A 15,648-nucleotide genomic window follows, 5' to 3' on the forward strand; every position below is an offset into this window, starting at 1 on the left:
AGTTTCATCCTGGACGCCCTCACGCGAGCTCGCCTCCTCGCCGCCCGAGCGCGGCCCTCACCAGCAGCACCAGGATGAGCACGGCGAGCGCCGCCGTCTGCTGGTACTCGGGAAGCCCGAAGACCGCGACGGCGCTCGTGACCTGCCCGAGGACCAGGCCACCGATCATGGCACCGACGGGGGAACGCATATTGCCGATGATCGCTGCCGCGAAGCCGGGTATCGCGATCGCGATATGCGCTTCCGGAGTCATGGGCACCAGCGCGCCGAAAATCGCTCCCGTCAGGCCCGCGACCGCGCCCGAGACTGCGAACGCGATCGTGCCCATCTTGAGAAGTTCCACCCCGACGAGTTGGGCCGCGTGCGGATTCGACGACGCGGCGGTGAGGGCTTTCCCGAGATAGGACTTCGAGAAGAACATCTGCAGGAGAACGAACAAGACCAGGACGACCGCGAGCAGGAGTACCTGCTGGGGCAGTATGAAGGCACCCCCGACCCTGAACGCGGCGGAGATCAGCGGCGGGTAGGAGACCGGGAGGTCACCCCAGATCAAAATGAAGACACCCTGAAAGGCGATGGCGAGGCCCAGTGTCATGATCAGCGGAGCGTGGGCACCCAGAGAGCGACCTGTCAGCACCGCGAGTCCGACGAAGGCTGCCGCGGCGGCCGTGACCAGCAGGCTGACGAGGACCGCCAGCGCCCACGGCAGGAGCCCGGCGACGCTCGACATGACATAGGCGCCGAGCGCGACCAGCGCACCTTGGGTCAGATTCGCCACCCCCGTCACGCGATAGATGATCACGAAACCGATTCCGACAATGGAATACAACGCCCCGAGTGCGAGTCCGGAAAAGAGCGACTGCAAGAGATCGCTGATCATGCTGCCTCCTCCACTCCGAGGTACGCGTTCAGGATCTTGCCATCGTGGGCCAGCTCCGAGCTCGGTCCGGAGAACCGGACGACGCCGCCTTCGAGGACATAGGCGCTGGTCGAGGCGCGCAGTGCCGAGGCGATGTTCTGCTCGATGAGCACAATGCTCATCCCTCCGGCGTTCAGCGATTTCAGATATTCCAGGAGGCGGTGCACCACGATCGGTGCGAGCCCGAGCGAGAGCTCGTCGACCAGCAGCACTGCGGGGTCGGCCATCAACGCCCGTCCGACCGCCACCATCTGCTGCTGTCCACCGGACAGCTTCCCCGCTTCCCGGGACAGAAGCTCCTTCAACTCCGGAAGCAGGTCCAAGACCCGGACCACGGCGGCTTCGATCGCCGGCTGCTTCGGAAGCAGTGAACGGAGGAAGCCGCTCACGCCGACCGACGTGTTGCCGTATGCTCCGAGCCGCAGATTGTCCAACACGCTCAGTTCCCCGAAAAGCTGGCGCCCTTCGGGAACCACCGCCACACCCGCACGAACGACGTGGGTCGGACCCTTGCCGTCGATCCTCCTGCCGCCGATCTGCACCGTCCCGCCGGACAGGGGCAAGATCCCCGAGATCGCTCCGACCAACGAGCTCTTCCCTGCGCCGTTTCTGCCGAGAACAGCCACGAACGCCCCCGATGGCACGTCGATGCTCACCCCGTGAAGCGCCTCCAGTGCCCCGTACCGAACCACGACGTCGTGGACGCTCAGCATCAGACACCCACCCCGCTGTAGGCCTCGATGACTTTCGGGTCTGCAAGAACCTTGCGCACCGGGCCCTCGGCGATCACGGCCCCGCGATCGAGGACAAGCAGCGAATCGGCGATACTGGCCACAAACCGCACGTCGTGCTCGATCAAGAGGATCGACATGCCGCCGGCCTTCAGGTCTGCGATCGATTCAGCAAGCTCGCTCCGTTCACTGCCCGTCAGGCCGGCAGCCGGCTCGTCCAAGAGCAGGACGCTTCCGGCAACCCCCAATGCCTGCGCCACTGCGACACGGCGCTGGACACCGAACGGCAACCCGTCGATGATCTCATCGGTGTAACGGTCTGGCACTCCGAATCTCGCGAGCTGTTCTCGGCTCGCCTGCTCGGCATGCACCTCGCACCGTCCGTGGCGGGGAAGCCGCAGTGCGGAGGCGAACATCCCGGCGTTGCCTTTGAGGTACCGGCCGGCCATGACGTTCTGCAGGACGGTCATGCCCTCGAACAGACGCGGCTTCTGGAAGACGAGTCCGACTCCCAGCGCCGCGCGCTGATACGGACGGAGCCGGGTGACATCGCGGTCTCCGATGAAGACCCGGCCTCCGTCCGGACGCAGATGCCCGGCGATCAGATGGAAGAGCGTTGACTTTCCGGCGCCGTTGGGTCCCAGGATCCCGACCAGACTGCCTGCCGTCACCTCGAGCGACACCGAGTCCACTGCCGTGACACCGGCGAATGACCGGGTGATGCTCTCCACCCTCAACACCGACGACGTGCGACGCTCCGCGCCCTGATCGCTGACCATATGCGCTACTTCGCCTTGTTGACGCTGTAGTCGGTCGCCGTCAGCGTGCCGTTCTGATCGGTGACGATCCAGACATCCGCCGCCGTGAGGCCACGATGGTCCGTCGCCGAGTACTTGTAGGTGCCGTGGCAGCCGACTGCCGGGTTGCTCTCGATCGCATCGCGGATCTTGACCGGGTCCGTACCTCCGATCTTGATCCCGTTGGCGATCACCGACCAAGCGCCACAGGAGTCAGCCGTGAACTGCGACATCTCCTCGTTGTACTTCGCCTTGTAATCCGTCGCCAATTTCTGGTCGATGACCTTGCTCGGGTTGGTGTCGGGGACCTGATCGATGACGTTGGCAATGCTCGAGGCCATGACCGCGCCATTCGCCGATGCACCGGCTGGGCCCAAGAACAGCGGCGTCGCCGCCGATCCGGGGAATACGATGGGCACGTTCGAGCCGAGCTGCGAGTACTCCTTCGCAATCGTCACGAGCGGCGGGCCGGCGCCCCAGACGACGATGGCGTTGGCATCACTCTTGGTCAGTGACGTCAACTGCGGCAGGAATGTCGTCGACGACAGCTGGTACGACTGGCTCTCGACGATATTCGCCGTGCCCAGGTTCTTCAGCGCATTGAAGCCCGACTGACCGAAGTCGGCCGAGTCATAGAGCACCCCGATCTTGTCCTTGTTGATGCTCTTCAAGTAGTCCGTCAGTGCTCCGGCCATTCCCGGAGTGGGCAAGGTGGACATGAAGGTGTACTTGTGGATCGGCTCCACTTGAGAGTCGGTCGCGCACGTGGTGACCATCGGGACTTTGGCTTGGTCGACGGCATCCAGGATCGCACCGCACGACGAGCTGAGAATCGGACCGACGATGGCTACCGGCTTCTTCGCCAGCAGCGAGCGCAGCGCCGTCACCGCCTGGGTCGGATCAGTGTGGTCATCGACATATTCCACGTTGACCTTGTGTCCGTCGATGCCGCCGGCAGCATTGGCCTCCTCGGCCAGCAGGGCGATCGTGTTCTTCACGAAGCCGCCGAGCACGCTGTATCCGCCGCTGAGCGAGGTGATCACGCCGATCGTGATTTCCGACTGATCGTCGCCGGGCGATGCTCCCGGCGACGTTGCCGGCGCACTGCATGCCGCCAGCGCTAATGACGCCCCGAGTGCGATCGAGAGCGCACCGAGCCTGCTTCTTCTTCTCATGAGCTGCTCCTTATTGCGTAGTGATTAACCGTGGACTTCTTTGTCGTGCGCCATCTCACTGGGACTGTCGACTTCGAGGTCTCCCACTGACTGTGTAGGGGTGATCGTCGTCACTGTCACGAGCGCTGCCATTGACCCCCATCATGACGCGGACCATGCTTAAGGTAAATTTAGAAGATGCTCAAATGAAGTTCGACTCTGCTTATGAATTCTCTGGATCTTGAGGTGGGCCATGGCTGATGTGAGTCTGAGGCAACTCGAGTTGTTCGCTGCCCTGCCGGACTTTTCCACGCTGAGTGCGGCAGCAGCGCATCTGCACATCTCTGAATCGGCGCTGTCCCAGGCCATCACAGGACTCGAGAAGACGGTCGGTGAACAATTGTGCGTGCGCCGCAAGGCCCGGGGGCTCGCGCTGACTCCGGCGGGTCAGCACTTCGCGAGGCGGGCACGCCGAATCATCGGGGACACACGCGAACTCGTTCTGGACGTTCGCGCGGGAGACGAGTTGCGCGGCCCCGTGAGGTTCGGCTGCTTTGCGAGCTTTGCGACGAGCGTCGTACCTGAGTTGTTGGACGGGTTCTCGCACACACACACCGGAGTGGACCTCGAGACCGTGGTCGGCACGAACGAGGACTTGTTCCCCGCACTTCAGTCAGGACGCCTCGATGTCGCGTTCGTGTACGACATGTTCCTCCCCGAGGGCTACCGGCATCGCAAGATCTACCCGGCTCGGCTTGAAGCCCACCTGCACCCGAGCCATCCGCTCGCCGCGGGGGCCACCGTCGACCTCGCCGATCTCGCTGACGAGCCGCTCATCCATTACGACTTGCCGAACATCCTCACGTACACGATCGAGGCATTCAGCGCGCGTGGTCTCACGCCGAGGATAGATGCCAGGGTCACTCAGGTCACGCTCGTCGAGGCGCTCGTGGCTCGCGGTGCGGGCTATGGGTTGCTCATGTCCCGGCCCAACGTACTCCCGGTCAGCGTCGAGGGGCTGCCCGTTTCCGTTCGGCCTCTGGACCCACCCGCGACCTCCACACATGTCGTGGCGATCTGGCCCGAGGACATGATCCTCACGTCGCGCGCGGTCGCCCTGCTCGACTTCGCCGTCGAGAAGCTCGGCGGCAAGATGCGCAACGATTCCGATGCTCGTCGACGACGGCCACACGAGGGGCCGACCGGCATCGGGCCGGTCTCACCTTGACGGATCGCAGTTCCCACCCGTGCAGCTCGCCGGCACGGCGCTGCTGAACATCACCTGTCGTCGAGGAACTCCAACGCCGCCTGCTTGAAGGATCGGGCACTCAGTGCGTTCATATGGTTCCGCCCCGGTATCGAGACGAATCGCGCCCCCAGCTCGTCGGCCAGATTTGCTGCACCCCGGGCCGCGGTGTCGGCCTCACCGGCCACCACCAGCGCGCGCTGCGGCAGCGCGGTCGTCGTGACCTCATGACCGCTCAGTCCCTCGACGCAGGAGAGCAACGCCGCGACATCGGCGCCCGGCAGGGACCTCGCGCCGCTGAACAACCTCATCGCCAGCGGATCGGCTATGGGCACATCGCCCTTGAGCATCGATCGAATGGATTCCGCGTCCCAGCTCTGGAACAACTCCTCCGTACCGATCCCGCCCAGCACCAGGGTCCCGATGCGCTCCGGAACCGACTGCGCAAGCGCCAGCGCGATCCGGCTTCCCAGGGAGTAGGCCACGACGTCCACGGCCCATAGCCCGGCCGCGTCCATGACGGCGACGACGTCGCCCACCATGAGCTCCAGCGAGTAGGAGCCCGCGTCACTGGGCTTGCCGCTCATCCCATGTCCGCGCAGGTCCAGCGTGAGAACGCCGCGCTGAGCACCGGTCAGGGCGCGCACCCAGCCCGTTTCCACCCACGTCATCTGCGCAGTGGAGCCGAATCCGTGCACCAGGACGACGGGACGGGGCCCGGCCACCCACTGAAAGCAGATCGCAACGCCATCCGAACCGCTCACCTTCGGCATCGTCAGTCCTCTGGCGGCCGCAGACGGACTCGGTGCGCAGACTCTCTCTGAACCGGCACCGTGCCGACGATCCCGGCCTGGTCATCTTCGAATTCCAGCGTGATGAGCGGCTCACCGACATTCACGAGTTCGCCCGCCTCAGCATGGAATCGGGCCACCGTCCCCGACTGCGGCGACGGCAGCTCGACGGCGGACTTCGTGGTCTCGACTTCAACGAGCGCGTCGCCACGCTCGACGTGATCGCCGACCGAGACCAGCCACTCCAACACGGTGGCATCCAGAAGACCCTCGCCCAGGTCCGGCAGAATCAGCGTCTTCTCAGCCACGTCGATACTCCAATACGCGTTGAACGGCCCTGAGGATCCGGTTGACGCTCGGCAAATACTGGTCTTCCAGCGCTCCGGAAGGGTAAGGAACGTCATACCCGGCAACTCGTTGCACGGGCGCGCGCAACGAGTCGAAACAGCGCTCGGTGATGATCGCACTGACTTCGCCACCGAGGCCACCGCTGAACGGTGCCTCGTGCACGACCACCGCCCGCTTCGTGCGGCCCACGGACTCTTCGAGACCGGCCGCGTCGATCGGCTTCAGCCAGCGCAGATCGATCACTTCGATCTCGACGCCGTCCTCTTCGGCAAGCTCGGCCGCCCGCAAGCACCTCGCGACCATGGCCCCCCACGCGATGAGCGTGACGTGCTTACCCGACCGGACTGTTCGGGACGCGCCGATGGGCAGATAGTCGGAGGCAGGCACCTCGGGGTCGAACACGGCCTTGTTCCAGTAGCGTGCCTTCGGCTCCATGAAGACAACCGGATCCGGGTCCGCGATGCTCTGGCGAAGCAACTGGTATGCCTCGTTCGGGTTCGAGGGAGACACCACCTTCAGTCCGGGGACATGCGCGAGCAGGGACTCCAAGCTCTCGCCGTGGAATTCCGGGGCTCGAATTCCACCGAAACTCGGCAGGCGCAACGTGATCGGCATGGGTGCCGCGCCTCGCGAGCGATAATTCATCCGCGCCATCTGAGTGACGATCTGGTTCATCGCGGGGTAGGCGAATCCGTCGAACTGGATCTCCGGGATCGGCCGGTATCCGTGCAGAGCGAGGCCGACCGCCATGCCGACGATGCCCGCCTCCGCCAACTGAGAGTCGAAGACGCGGTCACTGCCGAACTTCTCCTGCAGGCCATCGGTCACTCGGAACACGCCGCCGAGTTTCGCAACGTCTTCACCGAAGACCAGCGTGCGATCGTCCTCGGCGAGCGCATGCTCCAGTGCGAGATTCAGCGCGACCTGCATGCTCGCCTCTGGCGTCGGGTTCGCCGGCACGGTGCTCTTGGACTCAGTCATGCATACTCTCCTGCCATGCGTGCTTCTGCTCCTGCAGTGCCCCTGTCGGATTGGCGAACACGAAATCAAAGAGCTCCTCGCCCGGTCGGTCGGTGAGCGCCACAAGACCCGCGCGCACGGCGTCGGCGGCACGCGCTGCTTCGGCTGAGGCAGCCTCGAAGAACTGCCCGTCGGCGATGCCCTCCGCGTTCAGCCGGTCAGCGAGGCTCGCGATCGGATCTTTCGACAGCCACGTCTGTTCGTCATCGAGCGAACGATAACGACCAGGATCGTCGGACGTCGAGTGCGGGCCGGCGCGATAGGTCATCGCCTCGATGACGGTGGGTCCCTCTCCGGCTCGGGCCCGAGCGAGCGCCTGCCGTGTCGCGTGAAGCACAGCAATGACATCATTGCCATCGATCTGCACGCCCTCGATGCCGTATGCGGCGGCGCGTGCCGCGACGGAACCGCCGGCGATCTGACGTTCGGCAGCGAGAGAAATCGCCCAGCCGTTGTTCTGACAGAAGAACACGACGGGCAGCTTGTCGATTCCGGCGAGATTCATGGCCTCGTGCACTTCGCCTTCTGAGCTCGCCCCATCGCCGAAGTAACTGACGGCGACGCCACCGTCGCCGGAGAGCTGTGCCCCTTTCGCCCACCCCACCGAGTGCAGCACCGATCCGGCGACCACCGCGTTGATCGAGCCGAAGCGCGAAGCCACCGGGTCGTAAAGACCGCCGTGCCAGATGCCGACGTAGCTGGCCAGATACCCGACGAGATCGACTCCCATCGCGACCGCGACGCCGAGTTCACGATAAGTGGGAAACGCGAAGTCCCGCGCCAGATCGAGCGCGACGCCGCTGCCGATCTGCGCCGCTTCTTGGCCGCGCAACGGCGAATAGGCCAAGATGACGCCCTCACGCTGCATGGCGATCGCGCTCGTGTCGATCTGCCGCGTGATGAGCATCTTGGTATAGAGATCTTTGAGCAATTCGGTGGATAGCCCTGCTTCTTCTGCAAGCCGTGCCGACGTCTTTGTAGTCACACTCTTCACTCCTCACGCTGAGCTGCAATCCCTGACAGAACAGGTCGGCCGTCATCGCCCTCTTGGAAATGGAAATCCGCCATTCGCGGTGGGGCTGAGAAGCCTTGTTCATTCATTGTGTAGGGCTCAACACTGAAAGTAAATCGCTATAGAATGAAGATGTAGTTCGACCCGGCCGCAGAAGATCGGAGAGGTGAACCATGATCGACGTGAGCCTGAGACAGCTTGAGCTGTTCGCCGCCTTGACGAACTTCACCACGCTCAGCACGGCTGCAGCCCACCTGCACATCTCGGAGTCTGCGCTGTCGCAGGCCATCACGAATCTCGAGCGCGCCGTCGGAGCACAGCTGTGCGTGCGGCGCAAAGCCCGAGGCCTTACCCTGACGCCGACCGGCCAGGAATTCGCCAGGAAGGCTCGCCGGATCCTCGCTGACACTCAGGAGCTCGTTCTGAGCGCCGGCGAGGGAAAGGAACTCAGGGGTCCGGTCAAGCTCGGCTGCTATTCCGGCTTTTCGACGAGCGTGATCCCCGAGCTTCTTGAGGGCTTTCCGAAAAGGCATCCCGAAGTGACCATCGAGTTCATGCTGGGCACGAACGAAGAGCTGTGCACGGCGCTCGACGCGGGTCATCTCGACGTCGCGCTCGTCTACAACGTGTCGTTGCCCGCCGGGTACTCCCGTCGCAATATCTACGCGACGGAGCTTGAGGTCCACCTTCACCCGAGTCATCCGCTCGCGCAGGCTGCCACGGTCGACCTCGCGGATCTTGCCGACGAACCATATGTCGAAGTCGATGCGGCCCCCGGCGTCCGCAACGTCACAGACGCGTTCGCGGCGCGCGGTCTCGAACCGAAGATCGCAGCACGAGTGACCCACATCAGCCTGGTCGAGGCGATCGTGGGCAGGGGTCTCGGCTACGGCCTTCTCATGTCGCGCCCCAACGCCGCGCAGATAAGCGCGGAGGGACGGCCGTTCGTCATTCGGCGATTCGACCCACCGGTCACTGTGTCTCACGTGGTGGGAATCTGGCCTGAGGACCTGAGTCTCACGCCTCGAGCCTCGGCACTTCTCGACTTCGCCGCAGAGCGGCTCGGTGGTAAGGACGAGCCCGCTGCCGCTGCGGTGTCGGCGCCCGCTCAGGGCAGAAGCGTGAACCCGGATTCATAGTGCGTCTTCGCGCTCGCCGCCAAGATGATCTGCAGAAAACCCATCGCCTCGAGCTCGCGGGCGCGCGAGAGGGGGCCCACATCGACCGCGCGCAGTCCCCCCGCCTCGATGAGGGCCGCGAGAGTGATCTTCGCCTCCGGATCATCGCCGGCGAACATGACGGTCGTGCGCGTCGTGCCGTTCGTCCCCGCGCTCAGGGTGTCGCCGAGATTCACATTGAACGCTTTCACGACCGTGGTGTCCAGTGGAAGCTCTTTGGCGAGCTCGACTGCGGTCGATGAATCCGCCGGCACCAGCAGCTCGTCGTAGGTCGTGAAATCAATAGGATTGCTGATGTCCACGACGACCTTGCCACCGAGCCGGTCCCGGTAATGCTCGAGGATGCTGGGATACGCCTCGTAGGGGACCGCCAGAACGACAAGATCGCCGGTGAGGTCGTCGCCGACGCGAGCGTACTCCACGTCCGAACGCTCACGAGATGAGCCAGACCCGGTCTGACGCCTGACGATTTGTATCTTCGTCCCGGCGCGGGCCGCGATATCGGCGATGGCCGAACCCATTTTACCGGTACCGATGATGCTGATCGATGTCATGATTACTAGATCCTCCTGTATCGCTTGAGTGCCCGTTCGGCGGCCGCCACGGCGTCGAAGTCGAACAGCACGCTTCGACGGAAGTCCCGACCCGCATGTAGGTCGGCATCACGCTTCTTGATGTCGGCGAATTCGTTTTGCGCGTCGAACTGTGAGCCGCTCCGACGCGAACTGTTCTGCAGGATCGCCGTGCGCTGCATGCGAATGGCCGTGTAGCGCTTGAATGCCTCGGCGATCTCGTGAGCGCCGTCGGCCTCCCTGAGGAAGAACGCCAGCGTGATGGCGTCTTCCATGGCCTGGTTCACGCCCTGGCCGGCGTGCGGCAGCATGGTGTGTGCGGAGTCGCCGAGCAGAGTGATGCGTCCGCGCGACCAGTTCGAGAGCGGCTCGTGGTCGTAGAGGCCCCACCAGAACGTGTGGTCGATGAGGTCGATGAAGCGACGGAGCGACAGGTCCCATTTCTCGCCGCCGAACTCCGCGGCGAGTTCGCTCACCTCGCCCGGTGCGGACCACGATTCCTTGAGCGGTCTGGTGCTCGGCACGAATCCGACATAGTTGAACAACCTGCGCTGCTGCAAGGGGTAGCACATGAAATGCTTTCCCTCCCCCATCCAGACCTGACTGATCATCGGCCAGTCCTTGGGGAGAAGTGCGGCATCGATCACGCCGCGGTAGGCAATGGACCCGGAGTACACGGGGCGTGGGACGTCCATCAGCGAGTCCCGCACCCGGGAATGGATGCCGTCCGCGCCGATCACTCCGTCGAATTCGTCGTGAAAGCCATTGTCGAATTCGACGCGGACACTCTCATCCAGCGCGCGGACCGACGTCAGGCGATGCCCCAGCCGCACTGACTCCGGTGCGACCTCCCGCGCGAGAACGTCCACCAGATCCGGTCGGTACATTCCGACATTCTGATACTGCTTGGCCGTGTCCTCCCATGCGGCGTCGGTCACGACGTTGCCCAAGGCATCCATGTACAGGCCCGGGCCGTCGGGGATTGCTCCGGCGCGCTTGACCGGCTCAAGCGCATCGAGCTTCTCGAGAACACGCTGCCCGTTCGGGGCGACCGTGACGCCGGCGCCGACGTCGCCGAGTTCGGCGGCTTGTTCGAACAGGGTGACCTGGACATCTGCGATCCTCGTCAGCGCTATCGCAGCCGTGAGTCCGCCTACCCCTCCGCCTATGACCGCGATTCTCGTGGTGTGGCTTACCATTGCTTCTCCTTGACTAGCCTGGTCAACACTTGTGCCCTGCTCCCTGTCCGTCGCGCCCGGGTATCGGAGTCCATCCTTGGCCTCGCACCTGTTCCACGTTGCTCCGGGGGTCGCTCTCGCGGCTGCTCGAGCAGCATGCCGAAGTGTTTTCTCCAAGCTTGTGACGGCAGCCTCTATATGTAAATCACAGTTGTTTGAACATGTACTTTGATTGAACTAACATTCCGCGCGGACCGAGGGCACCGATGGTCACGTGGGCCGAAGACAGCTCGTCGCCGCCATGCCGAACGTCGCCACCCTCAGCGAGCCTGCTGCCCGCCCGGGCATCCACGCTGACCCGATTCTTGAGTCGTCGCATGTGGCGAGTCGCAGGCAGTAAAACCCGCCATTTGCGACGACCGAAGCGGCACCGCCCGTCTTCGGTCGTCACGTTTGCCGAGTTTCCGCCCCCAGAGGTCGTCATTTGCGACGACCAAGGGGTGAGATGCCCGCCGAAGAGGGTTCGAGCAGCAGGTCTGAACGGTGGAGCCTAGCGGGTTCGAACCGCTGACCCCCTGCTTGCAAAGCAGGTGCTCTACCAACTGAGCTAAGGCCCCGTGACCGGTGGAGTGGGGCTACCAGGATTTGAACCTGGGACCTCTTCATTATCAGTGAAGCGCTCTAACCAACTGAGCTATAGCCCCGCATGCCGACGGCGTCGTCAACCTCCAAGATATTACCCGAATCGGGGTGATTGTCCGAATCGGACCGATGTCGAGATTGCTCTCGCGGCCGCGTGTTGTTTGACTGTGCTCATGACCTTCGCCGACGAGACGCACCCGAGCGAGCCGCACGCCGCCAACATCGGGCAGCGGCTGAACTGGCTGCGCGCCGGCGTGCTCGGCGCCAACGACGGAATCGTCTCGGTGGCGGCCATCGTCGTCGGTGTCGCGGCGGCCACGAACAGCCTCGGACTGATCTTCACCGCAGGTGCGGCAGGCCTGGTCGGCGGGGCGGTGTCGATGGCGCTCGGCGAATACGTCTCGGTCAGCAGCCAGCGCGACACCGAGCGCGCGCTGATCGAGAAGGAGCGCCGCGAGCTCGAGGAGATGCCCGACGAAGAGCTCGCCGAGCTGACCGAACTGTATGAGCAGCGGGGTCTGAGCGCCGAGACCGCACGCACCGTCGCCGTCGAGCTCACCGCCCACGACGCCCTAGCCGCGCACCTCGAGGTGGAGCTGGGCATCAACCAGCACGATCTGGTCAACCCGTGGCATGCCGCGCTCTCGTCGGCGGTGGCGTTCACGATCGGCGCACTGCTGCCGATGCTGGCGGTGCTGCTGACGCCGCCTTCGGCGCGCATCGCCGTGACGTTCATCGCGGTGCTGGTGGCCCTGGCGTGCACCGGCACCATTGCCGCCCGACTGGGCGGGGCCCCCAAGCTGCGCGCCATGCTGCGACTGGTGATCGGCGGCGCACTCGCCCTGGTCGCCACGTTCGTGATCGGGATGCTGCTGGGCACCGCCGGCATCGGCTGAGCCCGTCGCGACAGCACGCCCGGCGGCAGCGTCCGCCCCCGCCATGACGCGCAGGCATCCTCCACCCGCAGTGCGCGGGCCCGCGCCGGCGCGGGTCAGTTCGAGGTGAAGCCGATCAGCAAGCCGCCGGTGACCTTGACCGCCAGGTTGTAGATGCCCGTGACGACGGCGCCCAGCACGGTGACCACGACCAGGTTCAGAATCGCGATGATCGCGGCGATCGCCATCACCTGCGGCAGCCCGATGATCGACGACAGGGTGATGCCGCCGTCAGACACGCTCTTGAACAGCTCGTCGGTCTTGGTGATCAGGCCGGTGGCCGAGACCACCATGTAGATCAGGAAGAACGCGACGATGGTGACCACGGCCAGCGCCACCGCCGCCAGAAAGGACAGCTTCACGGCCGACCAGAAGTCCACGTAGACCAGCCGCAGACGCACCTGCTTCGCACTGGTCTTATGGCTGGATTTCTTGGCCAGCTTGTCGGCGACTGTGCTCATTCGGCAGTACTCTCTTCGGTGGTCTGGGCGGAAGTCTCGTAGGAAGCGGCCGGCACCTCCTCGGCGGCGGCGGTGGAGGCATCCGCCTCGTCTTCCTCACCCAACCCGCGCTCAGAGTTCCGAGCGATCGCGATGATGCGGTCATCGTCGTCGGGACGGGCGAACACGACACCCATCGTGTCGCGACCCTTGGCAGGCACCTCGGCCACGGCAGAGCGTACCACCTTGCCGCTGGCAAGAACCACCAAGACCTCGTCATCGATCGTGGCGATCAGGCCGCCCGCGAGAGTGCCGCGGTCGTCGTTGAGCTTGGCGACCTTGATGCCCAGTCCGCCGCGGCCCTGCACCCGATACTCGCCGACCGCGGTGCGCTTGGCGTAGCCGCCGTCGGTGACCACGAACACGTAGCCGTCACTGGAGACCACCGACGCCGACAGCAGGTTGTCGCCCTGCCGGAACGACATGCCCTTGACGCCCTCGGTCGACCGGCCCATCGGACGCAGCGCCTCGTCGGTCGCGGCGAACCGCAGCGACATGCCCTTCGTGCTGATCAGCAGGATCTCGTCGTCCTCATCGACCAGCAGCGCACTGACGACCTCGTCGTCCTCGCGCAGCCGGATCGCGATGATCCCGCCCTGCCGGTTCGTGTCGTACTCGTTCAGCCGCGACTTCTTCACGAGACCGCCGCGGGTGGCCAGCACCAGGTAGGCGGCATCGTCATAGTGACGGATGTCGAGGATCTGGGCGATCTCCTCGTCCGGCTGCAGTGCGAGCAGATTCGCCACGTGCTGGCCCTTGGCATCGCGCCCGGCCTCGGGCACCTCATACGCCTTGGCACGGTAGACCCGGCCCTTAGTCGTGAAGAACAGCAGCCAGTGGTGCGTCGTGGTGACGAAGAAGTGCTCGACCACGTCGTCGGCGCGCAGCTGCGCGCCCTTCACACCCTTGCCGCCCCGATGCTGCGAGCGGTAGTTGTCGCTGCGGGTGCGCTTGATGTAACCCTCGCGGGTGACCGTGACCACCATCTCCTCTTCGGGGATGAGGTCTTCGATCGACATGTCGCCGTCGAAGCCGGGCAGGATGTGCGTGCGGCGCTCGTCGCCGAACTTGGCGACGATGTCGGTGAGCTCGTCGCGGATGATCGCACGCTGCCGGGCCGGGTCGCCGAGGATGTCGTTGAAGTCGGCGATCTGCCGCTCGAGCTCGGCGGCCTCGTCGACGATCTTCTGCCGCTCCAGGGCAGCCAGCCGACGCAGCTGCATCGACAGGATCGCAGCGGCCTGGTCGTCGTCGATCTCAAGCAGGTCCTTCAGACCCTCGCGCGCGTCGTCGGCGGTCTGCGACCGCCGGATCAGGGCGATCACGTCGTCCAGCGCATCCAGCGCCTTCAGGTATCCGCGCAGGATGTGCATGCGCTCTTCGGCCTTGCGCAGCCGGAACCGGGTGCGGCGCACGATCACGTCGACCTGGTGGTTGAGCCAGTGCGTGATGAACCCGTCGATCGGCAGCGTGCGCGGCACGCCGTCGACGATCGCGAGCATGTTCGCGCCGAAGTTCTCCTGCAGCTGGGTGTGCTTGTACAGGTTGTTCAGCACGACCTTGGCGACGGCATCCCGTCGCAGCACGACCACCAGGCGCTGCCCGGTGCGGTCGCTGGACTCGTCGCGGATGTCGGCGATGCCGGCGATCTTGCCGTCCCGGGCGAGGTCGCGGATCTTGAGCGCGACGTTGTCGGGGTTGACCTGGTAGGGCAGCTCGGTCACGACCAGGCAGGTGCGGCCCTGGATCTCTTCCACGTCCACGACGGCGCGCATCGTGATCGACCCGCGCCCGGTGCGGTAGGCGTCCTGGATGCCGCGGGTGCCGAGGATGTGCGCGGCGGTCGGGAAGTCCGGGCCGGGGATGCGCTGGATCAGCGCCTCGAAGAGCTCTTCGCGGGTGGCCTCGGGGTGCTCCAGCGCCCACAGCGCGCCGGCGGCGACCTCGCGCAGGTTGTGCGGCGGGATGTTGGTCGCCATGCCGACGGCGATGCCGACCGAGCCGTTGACCAGCAGGTTCGGGAAGCGCGAGGGCAGGACGACCGGCTCCTGGGTCTGGCCGTCGTAGTTGTCCTGGAAGTCGACGGTCTCCTCTTCGATGTCGCGCACCATCTCCAGCGCGAGCGGAGCCATCTTCGTCTCGGTGTACCGCGGGGCGGCGGCGCCCTGGTTGCCGGGCGAACCGAAGTTGCCCTGGCCGAGTGCGAGCGGGTAGCGCAGCGACCACGGCTGCACGAGCCGGACGAGGGTGTCGTAGATCGCCGAGTCACCGTGCGGGTGGTACTGGCCCATGACCTCGCCGACCACACGGGCGCACTTGGAGAACGACTTGTCGGGACGGTAGCCACCGTCGTACATCGCGTAGATGACGCGCCGGTGCACGGGCTTGAGACCATCGCGCACGTCGGGCAGCGCGCGCCCGACGATGACGCTCATCGCGTAGTCGAGGTAGCTGCGCTGCATCTCGACCTGCAGGTCGACCTGGTCGATCCTGCCGTGGTTGTGCTCGGGCGCTTCGGTGGGGCGGTCGTCGTCAGCCATGTGTCTTCGTTCTCTCTCGCTGTCGTTTCGTCTCGCTTCGCTCGCCGGGCGACCGGGGATGTTCGGGTCGACGGGTCGAAACGGA

At 65.0% G+C, this 15,648-nt stretch carries 15 protein-coding genes and 2 tRNA genes; 3 read left to right on the forward strand and 14 right to left on the reverse strand.

All coding sequences use genetic code 11. The features are described from left to right. Positions 1-19 precede the first annotated feature (19 nt). The 4 genes from ABD705_RS01175 to ABD705_RS01190 all read right to left on the reverse strand — a co-directional run bounded on the left by ABD705_RS01175 (position 20) and on the right by ABD705_RS01190 (position 3,622). Positions 20-880 carry a branched-chain amino acid ABC transporter permease gene (locus ABD705_RS01175; protein WP_344779676.1) on the reverse strand — a complete coding sequence of 287 codons (861 nt, stop codon included), beginning with the start codon at positions 878-880 and terminating at the stop codon, positions 20-22. After that, positions 877-1,575, reverse strand: coding sequence for an ABC transporter ATP-binding protein (locus ABD705_RS01180; protein ID WP_344779678.1), 699 nt, complete (start codon positions 1,573-1,575; stop codon positions 877-879). Before ABD705_RS01180 ends, ABD705_RS01175 begins: the two co-directional genes overlap by 4 nt. A 56-nt stretch (positions 1,576-1,631) precedes the next feature. Further along, positions 1,632-2,333, reverse strand: a complete 702-nt coding sequence (locus ABD705_RS01185) for an ABC transporter ATP-binding protein (RefSeq protein WP_344779680.1) — start codon at positions 2,331-2,333, stop codon at positions 1,632-1,634. Positions 2,334-2,434: 101 nt separating this feature from the next. After that, positions 2,435-3,622 carry an ABC transporter substrate-binding protein gene (locus tag ABD705_RS01190; RefSeq protein WP_344779682.1) on the reverse strand — a complete coding sequence of 396 codons (1,188 nt, stop codon included), beginning with the start codon at positions 3,620-3,622 and terminating at the stop codon, positions 2,435-2,437. 232 nt (positions 3,623-3,854) lie between these two features. Here ABD705_RS01190 and ABD705_RS01195 point away from each other — a divergent pair, with 232 nt between their 5' ends. After that, positions 3,855-4,829 (forward strand): LysR family transcriptional regulator, encoded by a 975-nt coding sequence (locus tag ABD705_RS01195; protein WP_425562004.1) that lies wholly within the window; start codon positions 3,855-3,857, stop codon positions 4,827-4,829. Positions 4,830-4,879: 50 nt separating this feature from the next. Here ABD705_RS01195 and ABD705_RS01205 read toward each other — a convergent pair whose 3' ends face one another. From ABD705_RS01205 to ABD705_RS01220, 4 genes are read right to left on the reverse strand one after another with little or no spacing between them, the layout of a single operon-like run. Beyond that, entirely contained in the window at positions 4,880-5,620 is a 741-nt protein-coding gene (locus ABD705_RS01205; RefSeq protein WP_344779684.1) for an alpha/beta fold hydrolase, read from the reverse strand. A gap of 2 nt (positions 5,621-5,622) precedes the next feature. Further along, complete coding sequence (locus ABD705_RS01210) at positions 5,623-5,946, reverse strand: biotin/lipoyl-containing protein (protein WP_344779686.1); 324 nt, start codon at positions 5,944-5,946, stop codon at positions 5,623-5,625. After that, entirely contained in the window at positions 5,939-6,967 is a 1,029-nt protein-coding gene (locus tag ABD705_RS01215) for an alpha-ketoacid dehydrogenase subunit beta (RefSeq protein WP_344779688.1), read from the reverse strand. Before ABD705_RS01215 ends, ABD705_RS01210 begins: the two co-directional genes overlap by 8 nt. After that, the gene (locus tag ABD705_RS01220) at positions 6,960-7,991 is read right to left on the reverse strand and encodes a thiamine pyrophosphate-dependent enzyme (protein ID WP_425562005.1); all 1,032 of its coding nucleotides are present in this window, start codon (positions 7,989-7,991) and stop codon (positions 6,960-6,962) included. The genes ABD705_RS01215 and ABD705_RS01220 overlap by 8 nt, the downstream gene beginning before the upstream one ends. A gap of 200 nt (positions 7,992-8,191) precedes the next feature. Between ABD705_RS01220 and ABD705_RS01225 the strand changes: the two genes are divergently transcribed. Continuing rightward, entirely contained in the window at positions 8,192-9,157 is a 966-nt protein-coding gene (locus ABD705_RS01225) for a LysR family transcriptional regulator (protein WP_344779690.1), read from the forward strand. On the opposite strand, the gene ABD705_RS01230 is transcribed toward ABD705_RS01225, so the two are convergent. The 4 genes from ABD705_RS01230 to ABD705_RS01245 form a co-directional block, all read right to left on the reverse strand. Continuing rightward, positions 9,127-9,750: an NADPH-dependent F420 reductase gene (locus ABD705_RS01230; RefSeq protein WP_344779692.1), complete on the reverse strand. Its 624-nt coding sequence runs from the start codon at positions 9,748-9,750 to the stop codon at positions 9,127-9,129. The two genes, ABD705_RS01225 and ABD705_RS01230, sit on opposite strands and share 31 nt — an antisense overlap. 5 nt (positions 9,751-9,755) lie before the next feature. Next, entirely contained in the window at positions 9,756-10,967 is a 1,212-nt protein-coding gene (locus ABD705_RS01235; protein WP_344779694.1) for an FAD-dependent monooxygenase, read from the reverse strand. 523 nt (positions 10,968-11,490) lie between these two features. After that, positions 11,491-11,563, reverse strand: a tRNA-Ala gene (locus tag ABD705_RS01240). Between the two features lie 13 nt (positions 11,564-11,576). Beyond that, positions 11,577-11,650 (reverse strand) — tRNA-Ile (locus ABD705_RS01245). A gap of 111 nt (positions 11,651-11,761) precedes the next feature. Between ABD705_RS01245 and ABD705_RS01250 the strand changes: the two genes are divergently transcribed. Continuing rightward, positions 11,762-12,484: a VIT1/CCC1 transporter family protein gene (locus ABD705_RS01250; protein WP_344779696.1), complete on the forward strand. Its 723-nt coding sequence runs from the start codon at positions 11,762-11,764 to the stop codon at positions 12,482-12,484. Positions 12,485-12,579: 95 nt separating this feature from the next. Here the strand turns inward: ABD705_RS01250 and ABD705_RS01255 are convergent, their stop codons facing one another. Then, on the reverse strand, positions 12,580-12,984 hold the full coding sequence (locus ABD705_RS01255; RefSeq protein ID WP_344779698.1) for a DUF3566 domain-containing protein: 405 nt from the start codon (positions 12,982-12,984) through the stop codon (positions 12,580-12,582). Then, a complete protein-coding gene (gene gyrA, locus ABD705_RS01260; RefSeq protein WP_344779700.1) occupies positions 12,981-15,563 on the reverse strand; it encodes a DNA gyrase subunit A in 2,583 nt (860 codons plus the stop codon). The genes ABD705_RS01255 and gyrA overlap by 4 nt, the downstream gene beginning before the upstream one ends. Positions 15,564-15,648 lie beyond the last annotated feature (85 nt).

The organism is Microbacterium kribbense (assembly GCF_039537285.1).
GTDB lineage: Bacteria > Actinomycetota > Actinomycetes > Actinomycetales > Microbacteriaceae > Microbacterium > Microbacterium kribbense.

Coding starts and splice junctions, on each gene's coding strand:
- ABD705_RS01175 (WP_344779676.1), bottom strand. CDS start 880: ATGATCAGCGATCTCTTGCAGTCGCTCTTTTCCGGACTCGCACTCGGG.
- ABD705_RS01190 (WP_344779682.1), bottom strand. CDS start 3,622: ATGAGAAGAAGAAGCAGGCTCGGTGCGCTCTCGATCGCACTCGGGGCG.
- ABD705_RS01195 (WP_425562004.1), top strand. CDS start 3,855: ATGGCTGATGTGAGTCTGAGGCAACTCGAGTTGTTCGCTGCCCTGCCG.
- ABD705_RS01205 (WP_344779684.1), bottom strand. CDS start 5,620: ATGCCGAAGGTGAGCGGTTCGGATGGCGTTGCGATCTGCTTTCAGTGG.
- ABD705_RS01215 (WP_344779688.1), bottom strand. CDS start 6,967: ATGACTGAGTCCAAGAGCACCGTGCCGGCGAACCCGACGCCAGAGGCG.
- ABD705_RS01225 (WP_344779690.1), top strand. CDS start 8,192: ATGATCGACGTGAGCCTGAGACAGCTTGAGCTGTTCGCCGCCTTGACG.
- ABD705_RS01230 (WP_344779692.1), bottom strand. CDS start 9,750: ATGACATCGATCAGCATCATCGGTACCGGTAAAATGGGTTCGGCCATC.
- ABD705_RS01235 (WP_344779694.1), bottom strand. CDS start 10,967: ATGGTAAGCCACACCACGAGAATCGCGGTCATAGGCGGAGGGGTAGGC.
- ABD705_RS01250 (WP_344779696.1), top strand. CDS start 11,762: ATGACCTTCGCCGACGAGACGCACCCGAGCGAGCCGCACGCCGCCAAC.
- ABD705_RS01255 (WP_344779698.1), bottom strand. CDS start 12,984: ATGAGCACAGTCGCCGACAAGCTGGCCAAGAAATCCAGCCATAAGACC.
- gyrA (WP_344779700.1), bottom strand. CDS start 15,563: ATGGCTGACGACGACCGCCCCACCGAAGCGCCCGAGCACAACCACGGC.